Origin of the sequence: Actinomadura citrea, assembly GCF_013409045.1 — a bacterium.
GTDB lineage: Bacteria > Actinomycetota > Actinomycetes > Streptosporangiales > Streptosporangiaceae > Spirillospora > Spirillospora citrea.
In genome coordinates, this window is the sequence record NZ_JACCBT010000001.1 from 8,243,571 (window position 1) to 8,262,900 (window position 19,330).

The 19,330-nt window shown below is 71.5% G+C and carries 23 protein-coding genes; 7 read left to right on the plus strand and 16 right to left on the minus strand.

Annotation, left to right across the window (positions count from 1 at the left end):
• Complete coding sequence (locus BJ999_RS37640; RefSeq protein ID WP_179837657.1) at positions 1-627, plus strand: response regulator; 627 nt, start codon at positions 1-3, stop codon at positions 625-627.
• Here the strand turns inward: BJ999_RS37640 and BJ999_RS37645 are convergent.
• The 5 genes from BJ999_RS37645 to BJ999_RS37665 all read right to left on the minus strand — a co-directional run bounded on the left by BJ999_RS37645 (position 624) and on the right by BJ999_RS37665 (position 5,249).
• Positions 624-1,340 carry an ABC transporter permease gene (locus tag BJ999_RS37645; RefSeq protein ID WP_179837658.1) on the minus strand — a complete coding sequence of 239 codons (717 nt, stop codon included), beginning with the start codon at positions 1,338-1,340 and terminating at the stop codon, positions 624-626. The two genes, BJ999_RS37640 and BJ999_RS37645, sit on opposite strands and share 4 nt — an antisense overlap.
• A complete protein-coding gene (locus BJ999_RS37650) occupies positions 1,337-2,248 on the minus strand; it encodes an ABC transporter ATP-binding protein (protein WP_179837659.1) in 912 nt (303 codons plus the stop codon). The genes BJ999_RS37645 and BJ999_RS37650 overlap by 4 nt, the downstream gene beginning before the upstream one ends.
• A 109-nt stretch (positions 2,249-2,357) precedes the next feature.
• Positions 2,358-3,236, minus strand: coding sequence for an ABC transporter permease (locus BJ999_RS37655; protein WP_179837660.1), 879 nt, complete (start codon positions 3,234-3,236; stop codon positions 2,358-2,360).
• Positions 3,233-4,207, minus strand: a complete 975-nt coding sequence (locus tag BJ999_RS37660) for an ABC transporter ATP-binding protein (protein WP_179837661.1) — start codon at positions 4,205-4,207, stop codon at positions 3,233-3,235. Before BJ999_RS37660 ends, BJ999_RS37655 begins: the two co-directional genes overlap by 4 nt.
• A gap of 85 nt (positions 4,208-4,292) precedes the next feature.
• Positions 4,293-5,249 (minus strand): DUF389 domain-containing protein, encoded by a 957-nt coding sequence (locus tag BJ999_RS37665; RefSeq protein WP_179837662.1) that lies wholly within the window; start codon positions 5,247-5,249, stop codon positions 4,293-4,295.
• A 136-nt stretch (positions 5,250-5,385) separates the two neighbouring features.
• Here BJ999_RS37665 and BJ999_RS37670 point away from each other — a divergent pair, with 136 nt between their 5' ends.
• On the plus strand, positions 5,386-6,075 hold the full coding sequence (locus tag BJ999_RS37670; protein WP_179837663.1) for an HNH endonuclease family protein: 690 nt from the start codon (positions 5,386-5,388) through the stop codon (positions 6,073-6,075).
• A 20-nt stretch (positions 6,076-6,095) separates the two neighbouring features.
• The gene (locus BJ999_RS37675; protein WP_218935417.1) at positions 6,096-6,419 is read left to right on the plus strand and encodes a hypothetical protein; all 324 of its coding nucleotides are present in this window, start codon (positions 6,096-6,098) and stop codon (positions 6,417-6,419) included.
• A 23-nt stretch (positions 6,420-6,442) separates the two neighbouring features.
• Here BJ999_RS37675 and glmM read toward each other — a convergent pair whose 3' ends face one another.
• The 3 genes from glmM to rplM all read right to left on the minus strand — a co-directional run bounded on the left by glmM (position 6,443) and on the right by rplM (position 8,991).
• Positions 6,443-7,786: a phosphoglucosamine mutase gene (gene glmM / locus BJ999_RS37680; RefSeq protein ID WP_179837664.1), complete on the minus strand. Its 1,344-nt coding sequence runs from the start codon at positions 7,784-7,786 to the stop codon at positions 6,443-6,445.
• A gap of 142 nt (positions 7,787-7,928) precedes the next feature.
• On the minus strand, positions 7,929-8,438 hold the full coding sequence (gene rpsI, locus BJ999_RS37685) for a 30S ribosomal protein S9 (RefSeq protein WP_179837665.1): 510 nt from the start codon (positions 8,436-8,438) through the stop codon (positions 7,929-7,931).
• 100 nt (positions 8,439-8,538) lie between these two features.
• Complete coding sequence (gene rplM, locus BJ999_RS37690; protein WP_179837666.1) at positions 8,539-8,991, minus strand: 50S ribosomal protein L13; 453 nt, start codon at positions 8,989-8,991, stop codon at positions 8,539-8,541.
• A 758-nt stretch (positions 8,992-9,749) separates the two neighbouring features.
• Between rplM and BJ999_RS43325 the strand changes: the two genes are divergently transcribed.
• From BJ999_RS43325 to BJ999_RS37705, 3 genes are all read left to right on the plus strand, one after another.
• A complete protein-coding gene (locus BJ999_RS43325) occupies positions 9,750-10,526 on the plus strand; it encodes a CAP domain-containing protein (protein WP_179837667.1) in 777 nt (258 codons plus the stop codon).
• Positions 10,527-10,646: 120 nt separating this feature from the next.
• On the plus strand, positions 10,647-11,813 hold the full coding sequence (locus BJ999_RS37700; protein ID WP_179837668.1) for a hypothetical protein: 1,167 nt from the start codon (positions 10,647-10,649) through the stop codon (positions 11,811-11,813).
• Positions 11,814-11,837: 24 nt separating this feature from the next.
• Entirely contained in the window at positions 11,838-13,334 is a 1,497-nt protein-coding gene (locus BJ999_RS37705; protein WP_179837669.1) for a hypothetical protein, read from the plus strand.
• A gap of 16 nt (positions 13,335-13,350) precedes the next feature.
• Here the strand turns inward: BJ999_RS37705 and truA are convergent, their stop codons facing one another.
• The 8 genes from truA to infA all read right to left on the minus strand — a co-directional run bounded on the left by truA (position 13,351) and on the right by infA (position 18,286).
• Entirely contained in the window at positions 13,351-14,247 is an 897-nt protein-coding gene (gene truA / locus BJ999_RS37710; RefSeq protein WP_179837670.1) for a tRNA pseudouridine(38-40) synthase TruA, read from the minus strand.
• Positions 14,248-14,456: 209 nt separating this feature from the next.
• Positions 14,457-14,993: a 50S ribosomal protein L17 gene (gene rplQ / locus BJ999_RS37715; RefSeq protein WP_179837671.1), complete on the minus strand. Its 537-nt coding sequence runs from the start codon at positions 14,991-14,993 to the stop codon at positions 14,457-14,459.
• 96 nt (positions 14,994-15,089) lie between these two features.
• Positions 15,090-16,103 carry a DNA-directed RNA polymerase subunit alpha gene (locus tag BJ999_RS37720; RefSeq protein WP_067454600.1) on the minus strand — a complete coding sequence of 338 codons (1,014 nt, stop codon included), beginning with the start codon at positions 16,101-16,103 and terminating at the stop codon, positions 15,090-15,092.
• Positions 16,104-16,207: 104 nt separating this feature from the next.
• Entirely contained in the window at positions 16,208-16,834 is a 627-nt protein-coding gene (rpsD, locus tag BJ999_RS37725; RefSeq protein WP_179837672.1) for a 30S ribosomal protein S4, read from the minus strand.
• A gap of 21 nt (positions 16,835-16,855) precedes the next feature.
• Complete coding sequence (rpsK, locus tag BJ999_RS37730; RefSeq protein ID WP_021596710.1) at positions 16,856-17,257, minus strand: 30S ribosomal protein S11; 402 nt, start codon at positions 17,255-17,257, stop codon at positions 16,856-16,858.
• 48 nt (positions 17,258-17,305) lie between these two features.
• Entirely contained in the window at positions 17,306-17,686 is a 381-nt protein-coding gene (gene rpsM, locus BJ999_RS37735; RefSeq protein WP_149258930.1) for a 30S ribosomal protein S13, read from the minus strand.
• A 198-nt stretch (positions 17,687-17,884) separates the two neighbouring features.
• Positions 17,885-17,998, minus strand: coding sequence for a 50S ribosomal protein L36 (gene rpmJ / locus BJ999_RS37740; protein ID WP_021596712.1), 114 nt, complete (start codon positions 17,996-17,998; stop codon positions 17,885-17,887).
• Between the two features lie 66 nt (positions 17,999-18,064).
• Positions 18,065-18,286 carry a translation initiation factor IF-1 gene (infA, locus tag BJ999_RS37745; protein WP_018657567.1) on the minus strand — a complete coding sequence of 74 codons (222 nt, stop codon included), beginning with the start codon at positions 18,284-18,286 and terminating at the stop codon, positions 18,065-18,067.
• A gap of 262 nt (positions 18,287-18,548) precedes the next feature.
• Between infA and BJ999_RS37750 the strand changes: the two genes are divergently transcribed.
• Positions 18,549-19,160: a hypothetical protein gene (locus BJ999_RS37750; RefSeq protein WP_179837673.1), complete on the plus strand. Its 612-nt coding sequence runs from the start codon at positions 18,549-18,551 to the stop codon at positions 19,158-19,160.
• Positions 19,161-19,330: the final 170 nt, after the last annotated feature.

The window sequence follows — 19,330 nt, forward strand, 5'->3', positions numbered from 1 at the left end:
ATGACCGCGAAACTCAGGATCATCGTGGTGGACGACCACACGGTCATGCGCGCGGGCGTCGTCGCGCTGCTGGCCGCCGACCCCGGCATCGAGATCGTCGGCGAGGCGGGCGACGGCCGCGCGGCGATCGCCCTGGCCGAGCGGCTCCGGCCCGACGTCGCGCTGCTCGACCTGCGGATGCCCGTGCTGGACGGCGTCGCGGCCACGGCCGAGATCGGCCGGCTCGGCACCCGCGTCCTCGTCCTCACCACCTACGACACCGACACCGAGATCGAGCGCGCGATCGAGGCCGGGGCCATCGGCTACCTGCTCAAGGACACCACCCGCGACCAGCTGGTCGACGCCATCCGCGCGGCGGCCCGCGGCGAGACCGTCCTCGCGCCCCGCGTGGCCGAGAAGCTCGTCGCCCGGATGCGCCGCCCCGAGCCGGCCGCGCTGACCGCCCGGGAGGTCGAGGTGCTCCGGGCGGTCGCCGACGGCCTGTCCAACGCCGAGATCGGGCGGCGGCTCGTCATCGCGGAGGCGACCGTCAAGACGCACCTGCTCCGCGTCTTCGCCAAGCTGGACGTCGGCGACCGCACGCACGCCGTCGTCGTCGCCATGGACCGCGGCCTGCTTCCCCGCTAGTCGGCGCTGGCGACGGGCAGGGAGCGGAGCCGGAAGGTGGCGAGGAACGCCGCGACGAGCGTCACCGCGACCAGCAGCCCGATCGCCACGGGCAGGTCCACGGTCGACCTCACCGGCGACGCGTCGGTGAGCGCGTCCGTCACCGACAGGCACCACTGCTGGATGGACGCCGACTTGGCGCCCGGCGCGAAGTTGCCGAGCAGCGACTCCCACACCAGCGCGTACAGCAGGCCGATCGTGACGGCGTTGCGGCTCGCGACGGCCAGCGCGACGAACACGGCGCTGTAGACGACGCCGCCGATCAGCACGCCGATCGCGAACGCCGGCGTCAGCTGCGCGGTCGTCCCCGTGAGGACCAGCCCCGCCAGCAGCGTCGGCACCGCGGCGAACGCCGTCACCAGGACGATCGCCACGGCCAGCTTCGTCAGCACGATCACCTCGCGCGCGACCGGCTTGGTCAGCACGTACATGATCTGGCCGTCGTCGATCTCCGGCCCGATCACGCCGGTCCCGGCGATCAGCGCGAGCAGCGGCAGCAGCGTCGCCAGGCCGAACTTCTGCAGGACGTTCGCCGAGACGTCCAGGTCGTCGTTGCCGGTCACCTTCAGCGCCGCCGCCAGCACCAGCAGGAGCAGCGGCAGCCCCAGCAGGAGCAGCGCGCGCTTGCGTCCGAGCATCGCCCGGAACGTGATCATCGCGATCGTGCCATTCATCGGGCCACCAGGTAGGAGAAGACGCTTTCGAGGGACTCGTCGGCCGGGGAGACCTCCCACAGGCGCACGTCGGCGTCCCGGGAGATCTGCGGGAGCAACCATGTGAAGCGCTGGAAGTCGACCGCCTCGACCTGCAGGCCCTTGTCGGTGAGCTGGACGCTGCGGGCCGACCCGTCGGCGATGACGGCGGCGGCGAGCCGCCGGTCGTCGGACGAGCGGACGAGGAAGATGTGCGGCCGGTCGGTCATCAGCCGCCGGATCTTGCGGAAGTCGCCGGACGCGGCGTGCCGCCCCGCCACGATCACCTCGATGTGGCTGGCGAGCCGCTCCACCTCCTCCAGGATGTGCGAGGAGAACAGGATGGTGCGGCCCTCGGCGGCCATCCGCTGGATGAGGTCCATGAGCTGGAGCCGCTGCCGCGGGTCCATGCCGTTGAACGGCTCGTCCAGCAGCAGCACGGGCGGGTCGTGCACCAGCGCCGACGCCATCTTGATGCGCTGCTTCATGCCCTTGGAGTAGTTGCCGATGGGGCGCCCGGCCGCGTAGTCCATCTCCACCAGGCCGATGGCGCGGCGGGCGGCCGCGCCCGGATCGGGCAGCTTGTGCAGCTTGGCCATCGCGAGGATGAACTGCTGGCCGGTGAGGAAGTCGTACGCCGACTCCCTCTCGGGCACGAGCCCGAGGCTGCGGTAGACGCCCGGGTTCCGCCAGATCGGCGTCCCGTCCAGCGTGACGGAGCCGGACGACGGGGCGAGGAACCCGCCCATCATGTGGATGAGCGTCGACTTGCCCGCCCCGTTCGGGCCGAGGAGCCCGGTGACGCCCGGCCCGACCTTCATCGTCACGCCGTTGACGGCGACGACGTTCCCGTACCACCGGGACACGTTCTCCAAGATGAGCTCGCTCATATCGTCCTCCCACGTGGGGGGACGACCCCCCACACCCCCCGGGTCGCTTCGCTCATCCGTGTTATTGGTGGGGGGACGACCCCCCACACCCCCCGGGTCGCTTCGCTCATTATGAGAGCCCCGCCTTCCGGAACCTGCGGTACAGCACCGCGACCGAGCCGACGACGATCAGGGCGCACACCGCGAGCGCGACCACGCCTCCGGCGACGCCGGACGGTACCCCGGCCGACGACGACTGGGCGCCGAGCAGCCGTACCTGGACGATGTCGACCAGGTTGAACGGCGTGAACAGCCCCGCCCAGCCCTGGAGCGTGAAGTTCGTCTGCGCCTCGGCGATCCCCTGGACGGCGCCGACGAACGCCGCGCTGATCATGTAGACGGCGATGACCGCCGCGACCCCGAACCCGCGCCGCGGGGTGAACGCCGCGACCACCATCCCGATGGCGGCCAGGACGAGCGCGAACAGCACGCAGCCGAGGAGCGCGCCGAGGTACTTCAGCAACTGCTCGCCCGGGTCCGGCATCTTGGAGATCAGGCCGCCGACGTACAGGACGGTGACGGGCACCGCCATCAGCGCGAACAGCGCGGTCGCCATCGCGGCGGCCTTCGCCAGCACGAAGTCGAGATGGCCGACCGGGCGCGAGAAGTACAGCGGGATGACGTGGAAGCGCACCTCCCGCGAGGCCAGCACCGGCGCCTGCGTGGCCAGGAAGATCGCCACGATGACCTGCATGATGTTGGCGTAGGAGGCGTAGCGGAACAGCGCGTCCTCCTGCTTGGTGAACGCGAACGCCGCGACCGACCCGGCGGCCGGCAGCAGCATGATCGCCGCCAGCAGGAACGGCATCACCTTCGCCCGCGCGGGACGGCCGAGGCCGTAGGCGGCGCGCAGGTTGTGCACGTACAGGGACCGCAGCACGTACGCGCGGCCGTTGCGGCGCCCCTCGTAGTGCCGGTAGCCGATGTCGTGGATGGTGCTTGTGCTCATCGCGGCGCTCCCTGCTGCACGTCTCCGGGCCGCACGTCTCCGGGCCGCACGTCTCCGGCCGGGGCCTGCGCCGCGGGCGGCGTCTGGAAGACCTCTTCGATGTGGTGCCGGCGCTGCTCCATCCGGATCAGCCGGAGCCCGAGCTCGGCGACGCCGTCGCGGACCAGGTCGTAGGTCTGCTCGCCGGCGATGTCCACGACGAGGAACCGGCCCTCCGGATGGACGGTCACGCCCTGGTCGTGGAGGTGCCGCCCGAGCACGTCGCGTCCCTCGTCCACCTCGACGGTGAGGACGCCGCTCTCGGCCGTGTACGCCTCGACGGCCTGGGAGCGCAGCAGCCTCCCGCCGTCGATGATGACGACGTGCTCGCAGACCCGCTCCAGCTCGCCCAGCAGGTGCGAGGTGACCAGGACGCTGATCCCGAACTCGGTGCCGATCCGGCGGATCAGTTCGAGCATCTCGTCGCGTCCGGCCGGGTCGAGGCCGTTGGTGGGCTCGTCCAGGAAGACGAGCTTCGGGTCGTGGACGAGGGCCTGGGCGAGCTTGACCCGCTGGCGCATCCCCGTCGAGTAGCCGCCGATGGGACGGTAGCGCTCCTCGTACAGGCCGACGTGCCGCAGGGTGTCGGCGGCGCGCTCGCGGGCCGCGGTCGGCGGCAGCCCGCACATCCGGGCCATGTGCACGACGAACTCGGTCGCGGACACGTCCGGCGGCAGGCAGTCGTATTCGGGCATGAACCCGACGCTTTCCCGGATCCGCAGACCCTCGCGCGCGATGTCGAGGCCGAGGACGGTCGCGGTCCCGGAGGTGGGTGGCAGCAGCCCGAGGAGGATCTTGATGAGCGTCGACTTTCCGGCGCCGTTGGCGCCGACCAGGCCGACGACTCCGGGCTCGACGGCCACGGAGAGGTCGTCCAAGGCGGTCACCCGGGGGAACCTCATCGTCAGGCCCTGGGTGGCGATGATGGGCATACCGTCGAACCTAGCGGCTGGCTCCGCGTGGCACGTCACCCTGAAGGGCGATCAGGGGCAGCCTTTGGTCCGATGCCGCAACGACCTAAGTTCCCCGCAGGGCACTCCTTCGGCCACGCTGCCGCAGCACGACGGCCCACACGGCCCGCTGGAGGAGCAGCGTCAGCGTCCCCGCGATGATCATTCCGGCGACGTTGACGCCCAGCTGGAGCAGCGATCCGTTGATCTCGCTGCCGTGCTTGAGCGCCATCGCGACCGCGAGGTTGCCCGCCGCGGGCACGGTGGTGACCGAGATGAAGACCCCGACCAGCGCCGACGACTTGCCCGCGGTGAGCGACAGCACGCCCGCGGCGCCGGCGAGCAGCGCGACGATGAACGACCAGCGGTCCGGGCTGTAGATGAACGCGGTGAGCGGGCGGTCGTCCGGCAGGCGGTCCAGCTCGATCACGCCGGTCCACCGGGCGGCCAGGGCGCACACGTAGGTGACCGCGATCGCCGCGGCGAACCCGACGACCAGCGCCCGCAGCGCGTGCACGATGCGTCCGGGCTGGAGCCGGACGAGCCCGTAACAGATCGCCGCGATGGCCGCGAACTCCGGTCCGAGGACCATGGCGCCGACCACCAGCACCGGCGAGTCGATCAGCGCCGCGATCGCGGCGAGCTGCGTGGCCAGCACGAGGAACGCCACGAACGACCAGGTCAGCGCGGTGCCCTCGCTGACCTGCCGGTCCAGTTCCTCCCAGACGACGGCGTCGTCGCCATGCCCCGGCGCCAGGTCCTTGGCCACTTCGGCGCGGTCGGAGAGCGTGAGATCGACCTTGTCGAGGGCGATCGACCCGTCCCGGTCGACGTCGAGGGCGCGCAGCGCGTCCAGCACCTCGTTGGCCGACTCGCGGGCGATGTCGGCGGTGACGAGGTCGCCCTGCGGGGCACGGGCGGCGCCCTCGATCACGACGACGTTGGTGGCGCCCGCGCAGGCCGCCAGCTCCTTGCAGACCGCTTCCGTGCGCTCGGCCGGGACGATCGCTCTGAGATGCAACACGGGCCAATCGTGCCGTATGCGTCGCGGCGATTCCACGCGGGCGGACCCCGAGGAAGACCAGGCCACAATGATTGATCGATTATTTGCCTTCAAGAGGGCAAAAACCCCCGGAAACTCCCCCCAGGACGGTGAAGTCATGACACAGCCTCCGGTGCTGTTGAAGGCCGCGCGGACGGCCGCGGCGGGTCTCGCGCTCGTCGTCCCGTTGGCGACGGCGGGCTGCGAGGGCGACGTGGGCCTCTCGCAGACGGGATCGCCCTCGTCCGGCTCGACCAAGCCCGCCTCCGGCGACGAGGCCAAGGCGCGCAAGAACCTGTCCGGGCTGCGGATCTCGTCCTCGTCGGACGGCGGCTACCGGCGCGACAAGTTCGGCACGCGCTGGAAGGACACCGACCACAACGGCTGCGACCAGCGCAACGACGTCCTCGCCCGCGACCTGGCGAAGGTCGAGAAGAAGGGCCGCTGCATCGTGCTCGCCGGGAAGCTGGACGACCCCTACAGCGGCAAGCAGATCACCTTCGAGAAGAAGGACGCCGCCGAGGTGCAGATCGACCACGTCTACCCGCTCGCCCTCGCCTGGCGGATGGGCGCCTCCCGCTGGAGCGAGGACAGGCGCGAGCAGTTCGCCAACGACCACGACAACCTGCTCGCCGTCTGGGGCGTGCCCAACCGTCAGAAGAGCGACTCCGGCCCCGGCGAGTGGAAGCCCCAGAAGGGGTTCCAGTGCGTCTACGCGATCAAGTACATCGCGGTCGCGAAGGAGTACTCGCTCCCGGTGACGCGCTCCGACCACGACGCGCTCCAGGACTTCCTCGCCCGCTGCTGACCGGCCGTAAGCTCGTCCCCATGAGCGAATCTCGCGGCAAGGACGCCGAGCAGGACGTGGAGAGCGCCGAGCGGGAGCCGCCGCGGGTGCGGACGGAACGGGGCGTGGGGGCGCGGGCGACCGGTGCGGAGGTGACCGGCGCGTCCGCGACCGGGCTCACGCTGCGGGCCGGGAACGGGCTCGGCTCCCTGGCGCTCGGGGCCATGGCCCTCGGCGCGGTCGCGGTCGGCGCGGTCGCGATCGGCAAGCTCGTCGTGAAGCGGGCGGTCGTCGACCATCTCCAGGCCGGGACCGTCGAGATCCGGCACCTGAAGGTCGGCCGGCTGGAGATCGACGAGCGCTAGCCGGGCGGGCGGCGCCCGTCCGGCTAGCCGAGGGTCGTGCGGACCACGCCGGCGAGGTGCTCGGCCACCGACCGGGCCTGCGTCTCGGACGCCGCCTCCACCATCACGCGCACCATCGGCTCGGTGCCGCTCGGGCGGATCAGGACGCGTCCGGTGTCGCCGAGGTCGGCCTCGGCGGCGGAGACGGCCGCGGCCAGCTCGGGGGAGGTCTTGGCGCGGTCCCTGTCGACGTCCTTGACGTTGATGAGGACCTGCGGCAGCCGCGTCATCACCTTGGCCAGCTCGTCCAGCGGGCGCCCGCGGCGGACCATCGCGGCGAGCAGGTGCAGGCCGGTGAGGACGCCGTCCCCGGTCGTCGCGTGGTCCAGCATGATGACGTGGCCGGACTGCTCGCCGCCGAAGCCGAAGCCGCCCTCCTTCATCGCCTCCAGGACGTACCGGTCGCCGACCGCGGTCTCCACGACGGTGATGCCCGCCTCCCGCATGGCCAGCTTGAAGCCGAGGTTCGACATCACGGTCGCGACCACGGTGTCGCCGGCGAGCGCGCCGGCCTCCCGCAGGTCCAGGGCCAGGATCGCCATGATCTGGTCGCCGTCGACGACCTCGCCGCCCGCGGTCACCGCCAGGCACCGGTCGGCGTCGCCGTCGTTGGCGATGCCGGCGTCCGCGCCGTGCTCGCGGACGGCCTTCTGCAGCGCCTCCAGGTGCGTGGAACCGCAGCCGGAGTTGATGTTCAGCCCGTCGGGGGCCGTGCCGATCGTGATGACCTCGGCCCCCGCGCGGCGCAGCGCCTCCGGGGCGACGTCGCTGGACGCGCCGTTGGCGCAGTCGATGACGACGCGCAGGCCGTCCAGCGACACCGGGACCGTGGTCAGCAGGTGCGCGACGTACTGCTCGACCGCGCCGTGCGCCTCCCGGACGCGGCCGACGCCCGCGCCGGTCGGCGGCTCCCACGCCTCGCCGAGCCGCGCCTCGACGCGGTCCTCCAGCTCGTCGGGGAGCTTGTGGCCGCTGCGGTCGAAGAACTTGATCCCGTTGTCGGGGGCCGGGTTGTGCGAGGCCGACAGCATCACGCCGAGGTCGGCGTCCAGCGCGTGGGCCAGATGCGCCACCGCGGGCGTCGGCAGGACGCCGAGCCGCAGCACGTCCACCCCGGCGCTCGCGAGGCCCGCCACGACCGCGGCCTCCAGGAACTCGCCCGAGGCGCGGGGGTCGCGGCCGACCACCGCGACCGGGCGGTGCCCCTTGAACGCGCCCTGCTCCCCCAGCACTCGCGCCGCCGCGACGGACAGGTCCATGGCGAGCGGGGCGGTCAGGTCGCGGTTGGCGAGTCCGCGCACGCCGTCGGTCCCGAACAGACGAGCCACAGTTCAACTCCCGATCAGAGGAAAGGTTCCGGAAAAGAGGGAGAGGACACCCGGAAAAGCGGACGAGCCGCCGCACCCGGGTGCGCCGGCCGTGCGGGCCGGCTGCGGAGAAGCCACGGGGTGCGACGGCTCGTGCCGTCGATCAACGCTTGCTGTACTGCGGAGCCTTGCGGGCCTTCTTGAGACCGGCCTTCTTGCGCTCGGGCACCCGCGCGTCGCGGGTGAGGAAGCCGGCCTTCTTCAGCGCCGGGCGGTGCTCGATGTTGGCGAACTGCAGCGCGCGGGAGATGCCGAGGCGCAGCGCGCCGGCCTGGCCGGTGGTGCCGCCGCCGTTCACGCGAGCGAGCACGTCGAACTGGCCCTCCAGGCCCAGCAGCACGAACGGCTCGTTCACGATCTGCTGGTGCACCTTGTTCGGGAAGTACTGGTCCAGGGTGCGGCCGTTGATCTTCCACTGGCCGCTGCCGGGGACGATGCGGACCCGCGCGATGGCCTGCTTGCGGCGGCCGGTGCCGGCCGCCGGGCCGGTCGCGACCGGCTGGCCGAGGAGGCCCTCGCCGGCGGACTCGGGGGTCTCGGTGCTGTACTCGGAGGGAGCTTCCTCGTACGAGTCGAGCTCGGCGGCCTGCTCGGCGCCGGTGGTGTCGTCCACGGTTCTCCTTGTGGTGTTCTAGCCAGGGCGGCTGGCCCGTCAGGCGGGTGCCCCGGCGGCCTCTGCTTCCGGGTCGCGCACGATCGCTCGTGCGCGGGCGTCACTTCTTGATCTGGCTGATCTGGGTGATCTCGAACGGGACCGGCTTCTGCGCCTGGTGCGGGTGGTCCGGCCCGGCGTAGACCTTCACCTTGCCGAACATCTTCCGGCCGAGGGAGTTCTTGGGCAGCATGCCCTTGATCGCCTTCTCGACCGCCCGCTCGGGGTGCTTGGCCAGCAGGTCGGCATAGCTCACCGAGCGCAGACCGCCCGGGTAGCCGGAGTGCCGGTAGGCCCGCTTCTGCTCCAGCTTGTTGCCGGACAGCGCCACCTTGTCGGCGTTCACGATGACGACGAAGTCACCGGTGTCGAGGTGCGGGGCGTAGATCGGCTTGTGCTTACCCCGGAGCAGCTGTGCGACCTGACTGGCGAGACGGCCCAGCACGACATCGGTCGCGTCGATGACGTACCACTGACGCTGGACGTCAGCGGGCTTAGGGGTGTACGTGCGCACGGTCGTCAGCCTTCGTTTCTCGTCGACTCTCAGCGGTCTCGATCCTCCACCCGTCCTCGCGGACGGGTGCCACTGGCAGCGGAATCCTGCTCGCGCCGATCAGAGGATCACCCGACCCGGCGCTCCGGGATGCCGGGGCCCGCACGCGGCCACGGGGGCGCACATGATGGGGACACACCGACAGGTCGTCGCGCCTCCCGCCTGCAGCGAGCAGGCGCCGACGCACACAACAAACACGCAGGATACTCGGCCGCGCGCACACGGGTCAAAACGAGCCGCCGTGGCGCTTCCAGCCGCGTGCCCAGTATGCCGCATCTCCCGGAATGCCCGAAAGAGGACGTTCAGCACCGCAACGATCACGCTTTGTAGCGATTCGGCCTTTTCTGGAATCATTTCGGTAACGGAGGGTCCATATCGGGATATGGTGCCGGGCGACCGGTCCACGCCGGCTCACGCCGGCCCGCACCCGGGAGCCCCCGCTGACTACTCCCCGCAGACCAGCCGATCCCGCCGGAGGCCGCCGGCCCGGCAACGCCGGGCGCTCCGGCCCCGCGCGGCGCGGCGCCTCGGCGCCCCGTGACGTCCCCGCGCGGCCCGACGGCCCTCCCTACCGGGACGAACTCGTCGCCAGCGGCCCGCGGCGCGCCCACCGGGAACCCCCGCCCGCGGGGCCGCGGCCGGGCGACGGCGACGCGTTCTGGAACGACCGCCCGCCGCGCGGGAAGCGCACGAAGCGGAAAGGCGCGAGGGGGATCGTCGTGGCCGCCACCGCGTCCGCCCTCGCCATCGGCACCGGCGTCGTGATCGACCGCCTCGTCCTGCCTCAGTTCCGGTCGGAGAAGACGTCCGCCTCCGGGGCGCAGCGCGACCCGTCCGTAGAGGTCCCGACCGGACCGCAGAGCGACCCGCTCGCCGCGACCGGCAAGGGCTCCGGTTCCGGCTCGGGATCCGGTTCGGGCACGGGCGCGGGCGGCCGGACGAGCGCCTCTCCCGCGCCGACCGCCGAGGAGCAGACGCCGCCGCTGAAGGTGATCCATCCGCCGAAGAGCGCGTCGGCCAAGCCCTCCAAGTCCAAGCGGTCCCCCGGGTCGGACGCCCCCTCGACGCCGGGCGGGGGCACGACCCCGGGCGGCGGGTCCGGCGGCTCCGGCGGAGCGTCCGGCCCCGAGGCGAGCGTGGTGTCGCTCACCAACGCCGAACGCGCCAAGCACGGCTGCCCGGCGCTGCGCACCGACGCGCGGCTCGCCACCGCCGCCCGCAAGCACTCGGCGGACATGGCGGCCAACAACTACTTCGACCACACGTCCCGCAACGGCGACAGCCCGTGGAAACGGATGGAGGACGCCGGGTACAGCAGCCCCGGGGCGGAGAACATCGCCAAGGGCTACCCGACCGCCTCGGCCGTCGTGAAGGGCTGGATGGACAGCCCCGGCCACCGGGCCAACATCCTGAACTGCGGGCTGCGCGCCATCGGCGTCGGGATGGCCTCGGGGTCCGGCGGGCCGCTGTGGACGCAGGACTTCGGCTGGAAGTGACCGCCCCCGCCCGGCGGGGACACGACCTTCGGCAAATCACCGGCGTCCGGTTCGCCCCCATGTCATGGTGGGTGTCGCGAAGGTCCAGAACCCTGAACGAGGAACGGTAAGGTCCAACCCATGGGTTATCCGGGCGATCAAGGCAAACCCGGCGACTGGCCTCCCCGGCAGTCGCCGCACGCGCCGTACGGACCCGGAGCCGAAGCGCCACCGTACGGCCAGGACAACGACGAATCCCCTTTCGCACCACGTGACGAGGGGCCCGGCACGCCGCCGTTCGGCGGCGGCGGCAGCTTCGGCCAGGACAAGTTCGGCCAGGACAACTTCGGCAACGACGGGTTCGGCAACGCCCCGTACGGCGGCGGTGCGCCCGGTGGCGGGCCCGGGGGCGAGGCGCCCGGCGAGCAGACCGCGGCCTGGTCCGACCAGCCGCCCGCATGGGGCGACGAGCCCGTCGCCGGCGGCGCCTATGGCGAGAACCCCCCGGGCGAGGGCGGCTTCGGCTCCTACGAGGGCATGCCGCCCGGGCCGTCCGGCCCGCCCGAGCGCCCCGAGCGCCGCCGCAACCTGCCGCTGATCATCGGCGGCGCCGCGGTCGCCGGGATCCTCCTCATCGGCGGCGGCGTCGGACTGTCGTCGATGCTGAAGGGCGACTCCAAGCCGGAGTCGAAGCCGACGCAGGCCACGTCCCGGCAGCCGCAGGCCACGCCGAGCCCCACGCAGCCCGTCCTTGCTCCGGTGAAGCTGCAGAGCCGCACCACCGACCCCGCGCCGCTGACCCTCAAGGAGGTCTTCGGCAAGGCGACGTTCAAGTCGGGCCGTCTCAAGTACGTGCGGACGGCCGCCACCGGGAAGAAGAGCTGCACCGGCGTCGTCGGCGGCACGGCGCTGGCGAAGGCCCTCAAGAAGGGGCGCTGCACGCAGTCGCTCCGGGCCACCTACGCCCTCAGCAACGGCTCCCTCATCGGCACGGTCGGCGTGTTCAACCTGCAGACCGAGACCGCGGCCAAGACGGCCGTGAAGGCCGCCGCCGCCAAGGACGCGTTCCTGGTGGCGCTGCCCGGCAAGGGCGTCAGCAAGAACAACGGCAAGGGCGAGGCGCTCGGCACCTCGCAGGCGCGCGGCCACTACGTCATCATGACCTGGGTGCAGCGGCCGGACGGCAAGAAGATTTCCACCAAGTACCATGCCGCCGTCCGGGTCTTCGGCACCCAGCTGGTCAAGGGCAGCAACCTGGCACTGGCGCTGCACTACCGGGAGACCGAAGGCAAGCCCCTTCAGAAGTGACCCCCATGAATACCCTCACTGCTTATGTCTGGACCTAGAGACGCACGGGAGCACGGCGAGCAGGCCGACGAGGCCGCTCCCCTCAAGCTCCCCGCCTTCGGGCTGGAGGCCCCCTGGTGGGCCGCGGAGTCCGCGGACGCCGCCCCGCCGGCCGAGCAGGCGCCGGAGATGCTGTCGGCGCCCGTGGTCGAGGAGGCCCTGGCCGAGGAGGCCCTCGCCGAGGCGGACGTCTCCGCTCCTGAGGCCCCCCGCCTCCCCGAGGTCCCCACCGCTCCCCACATCGCCTCGGCCCCGCCAGGGACGCTCGTCGCCGGGAGGGGCGTCCCGCGCGTCGACTCCCGCGGCGCCGTCCCCGCCGAGCCGATCGTCAAGCCACCGATCTCCCCCGACGAGACCGACCCCGAAGGCTTCCCGCCCGTCCCGCCCGTGCAGGGCGGGTTCCCGGACGCGACGCCACGAGGCGAGGGCGCGGGGGTCGTCACACCAGAGACCGAGGCCACCGTGGAACACCCCGCCGCGACCGACACCGCGACGGACATCCCCGCGTCGCTTTCGGCGTTCGAGAAGGCCAAGAAGGCGGAGGACTCCGCCTCGCTCGCGCCCGTGCTCGTCCCGGACGCCATCCTGCCGCCCGGCGTCGTCCCGCCCACCGGAAGCGGCCCGTTCCCACACGCCGACCCGGCAGCGGTGGGCGCGGCGGACGCCGAACAGCCCCAGGCGGGCACGCCGCTCTTCCCTGGCGAGGGCGCCGCCCCGGCCGACGCCCCGCCGCCCGGACGCCCTCCCCAGGGCATGCCCGTCACCGGCCGGGCCGGCGGCAAGGGGCGCCCGGTGCTGATCGGCGGCGTCGCCGCCGTCATCCTCGCGGCGGTCGGCGCCCTGTTCCTCATCGGCGGAACGGGATCGGACGGCGACGACGGCAAGGACCGCAGGACCCCCGAGTCGCCCGCGGCGGCGCAGACCACGCCCCCGGTCACACCGTCCGCCACGGCCGCCGCCCCCGTGGACATCACCAACGAGAAGACCGACACCGCCGACCTGACGTTCCACGACGTCTTTCCGACCGAGACCATCCGGTTCGGCGACCGGACCTACCTCCGGGACCGCTGGTCGCTCAACCGGGACGTCACCTACGCGGCCCGCGGCTCCATGCTCGCCGCCCTGCGCAAGGACCAGTGCCGCAAGATCGTCCGTGCCACCTACATCGACCCGGAGAGCAAGCTCGCCGTCACCTCGGGGATCGCGGTGATGCCGACGAAGGCGGCCGCGATCGCCGTGAGCAAGTCGGGCGACCCCGCCCGCTACGAGTGGTTCCGCGGCATGGCGGGCAAGCGGTCCCCCGACATCGACCAGGCCGGCGGGTACGCGGCGGCGACCGTCCGCGGCCGGTACGTCGCCTACGCCTACGTCCAGTGGGCGAACGGCAGGAAGGCCAAGCCCGGCGACCCGACGATCAAGAAGGCGGCGCAGCTCTTCCTGGACTACGACCTGCGCCCGATCGTGGCGCGGTCCCGGGGCTGAGCCGCGGGACGGCGGGTCAGCCGCCCTGCCGGGGCGCGGCGCCGCCGGGCGGGGCGGGCGGCTGGTCGGCGGCCGCGGCGGCCGTGGCGTTCAGCGTCCGTACGCGGCGGGTCTCCTGGGCCCGCCTGGCCAGGCTCTCGTCCTCGGGATACCGGATCTCCTCCAGCGACAGGCCGTGTGCGGGCGCCACGTTCACGCCGGAGTCGCGGACGCGCGCCGCGAGCACCTGCGCGGGCCACTCGACCTCGCGCCGCCCGTCCCCCACCATCAGCAGCGCGCCGACGAGCGCGCGGACCATCGAGTGGCAGAACGCGTCGGCCTGCACGGTGGCGAGCGCGAGGTGCGGGTCGCGGTCGTCGCGCGCCCACTCGTAGCGCAGCAACTCGCGGATCGTCGTCGCGCCCTCCCGCCTGCGGCAGTACGCGGCGAAGTCGTTCTCGCCGACCAGCCTGCGGGCGGCCTCGTTCATCCGGCCGAGGTTCAGGGGGCGGGGGTGCCACAGCACGTCGTGGCGGCGCAGCGGCTCCACCCCGAAGGGGTTGTCGCACACCCGGTACACGTAGCGGCGCGACAGCGCGGAGAACCGCGCGTCGAACCCCTCCGGGGCGATCGACACGCGCCACACCCGCACGTCCGGGGGCAGCAGCCCGGCGAGACGGCGCGGCATCGTCCCGTTGATCGCCGAGTAGGCGGCGACGGGGACGACGAGGTGGGCGACCTGCCCGCGGGCGTGGACGCCGGCGTCGGTGCGGCCGGCGACGGTGAGCATGGGCGGCGGGTCCAGACGCAGCATCCGGGCCAGCGCGTCCTCGATGACGCCCTGGACCGTCCGCTGGTTCGGCTGCCTCGCCCAGCCCGCGAAGTCCGACCCGTCGTAGGAGATGTCGAGCCGGAGTCGTACCAGTGCGGTCATGTCAGCCGAGTCGTCCTTCTGCAACGTCCGTTCATCCCTCCGGGCACACCGCGTTCGTCGGGCACTCCCCTGACACGCTCCCCGGTGAACCCTCGCCCTCCTGCCATGACCATGCGATCAAGTCTGGCAAAGTTCGGGCCCGCCGTCCCGATGGAAACGGCGGGCCCTCACGAATGTCGAGCAAACGCTCGACCAGGTCAAACGGCGGATTACTCCTTCTCGCCCTTGTCCTTGGCTTCCGCGTCCCCGGCGGCCTCGTCCTTGGCGTCGACGGCGGCGGTGTCGTCCGCCTCGGTCGCCGCCTCGTCCGCCTTGGCGTCGCTCTCCTCGGCCTTCGGCTCCGGGGCGGCCTTGGCGGCGGGAGCGGAGCCGCCGGTGGACGCCGCCAGCTGCTCCTGCACCAGCTCGATCACGGCCATCGGGGCGTTGTCGCCCTTGCGCGGCCCGATCTTGGTGATGCGGGTGTAGCCGCCGGGACGGCTCTCGAAGCGCGGCGCGATCTCGGTGAAGAGCTCGTGCAGGACGCCCTTGTCGCGGATCGTCTTGGCGACCAGGCGACGGTTGTGCAGGTCGCCCTTCTTCGCCTTGGTGATCAGCTTCTCCGCCAGCGGACGCACCCGCCGGGCCTTGGCCTCGGTGGTGGTGATGCGGCCGTGCTCGAACAGCGCCGTGGCCAGGTTGGCCAGGATCAGGCGCTGGTGCGCGGCGCCGCCGCCGAGGCGGGCGCCCTTGGTGGGCTGGGGCATGTCGTTTCCTTCCTGCACCGGCCGTGTCAGGTACCGGTGTCAGCTGGTTCCGGACCGGCCGGGGGCCTCGGGCCCCCGGCCGCCGGACTCGGGTTCCTAGTACTGCTCGGTCTCGGCGTAGCCCTGGTCGTCGTCGCCGTAGTTGTCGGCCGCCGCGCTCGGGTCGAACCCGGGCGGGGAGTCCTTCAGCGACAGGCCCATGTCGTTGAGCTTCTGCTTGACCTCTTCGATCGACTTGGCGCCGAAGTTGCGGATGTCGAGCAGGTCCTGCTCGCTGCGGGCGACGAGCTCGCCCACCGAGTGGATGCCCTCGCGCTTCAGGCAGTTGTAGGAGCGAACGGTGAGGTTCAGCTCCTCGATCGGCAGGGCGAGGTCCGCGGCCAGCGCGGCGTCCGTCGGGGACGGGCCCATGTCGATGCCCTCGGCCTCGACGTTGAGCTCCCGGGCCAGCCCGAACAGCTCGACGAGGGTCTTGCCGGCGGAGGCGACCGCGTCGCGCGGCAGCATCGCCTGCTTGGTCTCCACGTCCAGGATGAGGCGGTCGAAGTCGGTGCGCTGCTCGACTCGGGTGGCCTCGACCTTGTAGGTGACCTTGAGCACGGGCGAGTAGATGGAGTCGATCGGGATCCGGCCGATCTCCTGGCCCGGCTGCTTGTTCTGCGCGGCCGAGACGTAGCCGCGGCCGCGCTCGACCGTCAGCTCCATCTCCAGCTTGGCCTTGTTGTTCAGCGTGGCGATGTGCAGGTCCGGGTTGTGGACCTCCACGCCCGCCGGAGGCGCGATGTCGGCCGCGGTCACCTCGCCCGGGCCCTGCTTGCGCAGGTACATGACGACGGGCTCGTCGTGCTCGGAGGAGACGACGAGCTCCTTGAGGTTCAAGATGATGTCGGTGACGTCCTCCTTCACCCCCGGCACGGTCGAGAACTCGTGCAGGACGCCCTCGATCCGGATGCTGGTGACGGCGGCACCGGGAATGGAGGAGAGCAGGGTACGGCGCAGCGAGTTGCCGATCGTGTACCCGAAGCCCGGCTCCAGCGGCTCGATGGTGAACCGCGACCGGTACTCGTCGACCTGCTCTTCGGTGAGAGTCGGACGCTGAGCGATGAGCATGGTGGTGCCTTCTTTCCGCGGTGCCCGCTATTTGACTACCGCGTTCTGGATTCTTCCCCGATCCGCCGGGGTCCCAACGGGGGACCCCGGCGGGCGTTGAGCCCTTACTTGGAGTAGAGCTCGACGATCAGCTGCTCCTGGACGGGAGCGTCGATCTGCTGCCGGACGGGCAGGGAGTGCACGAGGATCCGCATCTTCTCGCCGTCGACCCCGAGCCACGCCGGGACCTGACGCTCGCCGACCTCGGCCTTGGCGACCTGGAACGGCGTCATCTCCAGCGACTTGGGCTTGACGTCGAGGATGTCGGCCTCGCCGACCAGGGCCGACGGGATGTTGACCTTCTTGCCGTTGACCCGGATGTGGCCGTGCCGGATGAGCTGGCGGGCCATGTCGCGGGACTTGGCGAAGCCTGCCCGGTAGACGACGTTGTCGAGCCGGCGCTCCAGCAGCGTGAGCAGGTTGTCACCCGTCTTGCCCTGCTGGCGGGTCGCCTCGACGTAGTAGTTGTGGAACTGCCGCTCCAGCACGCCGTAGATGCGCCGCGCCTTCTGCTTCTCGCGAAGCTGCAGCAGGTACTCGGTCTCCTTGGGCCGACCGCGACCGTGCTCACCCGGCGGGTAGGGACGGATCTCGATCGGGCACTTCGGGCCCTCGCACTTGCTGCCCTTGAGGAACAGCTTCATCTTCTCGCGGCGGCAGAGCTTGCAGTCCGCACCGGTGTAACGAGCCATTGTTCTAGATCTCCCCCTGCCTCAGACCCGGCGACGCTTCGGCGGGCGGCAGCCGTTGTGCGGAACGGGCGTGACGTCCTGGATCGAGCCCACCTCGAGGCCGGTCGCCTGCAGCGACCGGATGGCGGTCTCGCGGCCCGAGCCCGGGCCCTTCACGAAGACGTCGACCTTGCGCATGCCGTGCTCCATCGCGCGCCGGGCGGCGGCCTCGGCGGCCTGCTGCGCGGCGAACGGGGTGGACTTGCGCGAGCCCTTGAACCCGACGTGGCCCGAGGAGGCCCAGGAGATCACGTTGCCGTTGGGGTCGGTGATCGAAACGATCGTGTTGTTGAACGTGCTCTTGATGTGGGCGTGCCCGTGAGCGACGTTCTTCTTTTCCTTGCGGCGCACTTTCTTGGCGCCGACACGGCTCTTAGGAGGCATGTGCTCTCTCTACTCTTGAGGTCATCGATCCGGAGGACCGACTCCGGACTACTTCTTGCCGGCCTTCTTCTTGCCGGCCACGGTCTTCTTCTTGCCCTTGCGGGTGCGCGCGTTGGTCTGCGTGCGCTGACCGTGCACCGGAAGCCCGCGGCGGTGCCGGATGCCCTGGTAGCACCCGATCTCGATCTTGCGGCGGATGTCCGCCTGGACCTCGCGGCGAAGATCACCCTCGATCTTGTAGTTCGCCTCGATCCAGTCGCGGAGCTTGACCAGCTCGTCGTCGCCGAGCTGGTGCACGCGCAGGTCGCCGCTGATGCCGGTACCCGAGAGGGTCTCCAGCGCCCGCGTCCGGCCGATGCCGAAGATGTAGGTGAGAGCGACCTCAAGGCGCTTTTCGCGCGGGAGGTCGACGCCGAGGAGGCGTGCCATGTGGGCAGTTCCCTTCATTTGTCCGGAGGTATGGACGCACCGCTTCCGCGAACACCCTGCCCGGGTGGCGGCCCCGGCCTCCGAAGGTCCGGGGGTGCTCCTCCACACGACACTGCCGTACGTGCTGGACTCCGGATTTCCCGGACCCGGCACGTACGGCCGTGTGAAGGCTGCGGTGCGCTTGCTGGGTGGTGAGCGTCAGCCCTGACGCTGCTTGTGGCGCGGGTCGGAGCAGATGACCATGACCCGGCCGTGCCGACGGATGACGCGGCACTTGTTGCAGATCTTCTTGACGCTCGGCTTGACCTTCACTGGGTCTCCTAGAGATAAGGGTCACCCCCGCGCCGCCACGCACAGGGAAGGCAACCCCAGTGGGATTTACTTGTAGCGGTAGACGATCCGACCGCGCGTGAGGTCGTAGGGGCTCAGCTCCACAACAACGCGGTCGTCCGGCAGGATTCGGATGTAGTGCATCCGCATCTTGCCGCTGATGTGGGCGAGCACCTTGTGCCCGTTGTCGAGCTCCACCCTGAACATGGCGTTCGGCAGCGACTCGATGACGGTGCCCTCGATCTCGATGGCCCCTTCTTTCTTGGGCATGTCCTCCGCGCTTCGCTGATCGGCTCATTGGACGCGGCCCGGCTCTCCAGAGGAGAATCGGCCGCGACCCGCACCGCGGCGCGGAAGCGCCAGGAAGGGGAAATCGGGCGGCCGTCGACGGACCGACAAGGGAGTCTACGTCAACCGGCCGTCCAATGCGAAATCGACGCATGACACGCGTCCGGAGACTGCTCCCGAGTCAAGCATACATCGCCTGCGCGTTGTACCTTTCCAGGAGGAGAGACGTACGAGGAGGGTCAGCATGCCGAGCTATGACTTCGCGCTGATCCTCAGCCGTCCCCTCTACGAGGACGAACTCGACCCCCTGTTCGACCGCACGTACGGCGCGGTCACGGTGTCGATCATCAGCGAGCCGCAGCACACCGACCGTCCTCCAGCCCCCGCCCACCACCATCCGAACGACGAGCTCCGCTCGGCGGACCGTCTGGGCAACGCCTCGTGCACCTGGCCGGGCGCCACCCTCGCCGTGGCGATCATGGAGGTGGTCGGGCACGTCGAGGAGAGCGCGCCCGGCCTGCACGTCCTGCAGGTGGAGGCCGACCCGCTGCTGACCATCCGCGACATCGCCGAGCGGGTGGGCCGGTCCCTCGACTCGGTCCGGCACGCGATCACCGGGGCGCGCGGCACCACCGGCTTCCCGTCCTCGGAGATGTCCACCGCCGGTCACCGGCTGTGGCGGTGGTCCAAGGTCGCCGCCTGGTACGGGCTGGACGACCCCCAGCTCATCGAGGCCAAGCCGACCGTCCAGGCCATCAACGGCTGGCTCGCCCTCCGCGACGTCGTCCCCGACGTCGCCCCCGCCCCCGAAGAGATCACCTCGGCCCTGTCCCTGGTCATCCCCCACGTCGCCTGACCGGCGCCCAGGCGGCCAGGCTCCCGCCCGGGGCGCGGACGGACGTGCCCCGCACACCTTCACGCCCGGGCGACGAGGTCCTCGCCGGGGGGCGGGTCGACAGTGCGGCCGCGCGGACGCGAAGATCGTCCCGGCGCCCGGCGCCCGGGGCTGCCCGGGGCGCGGGGTTC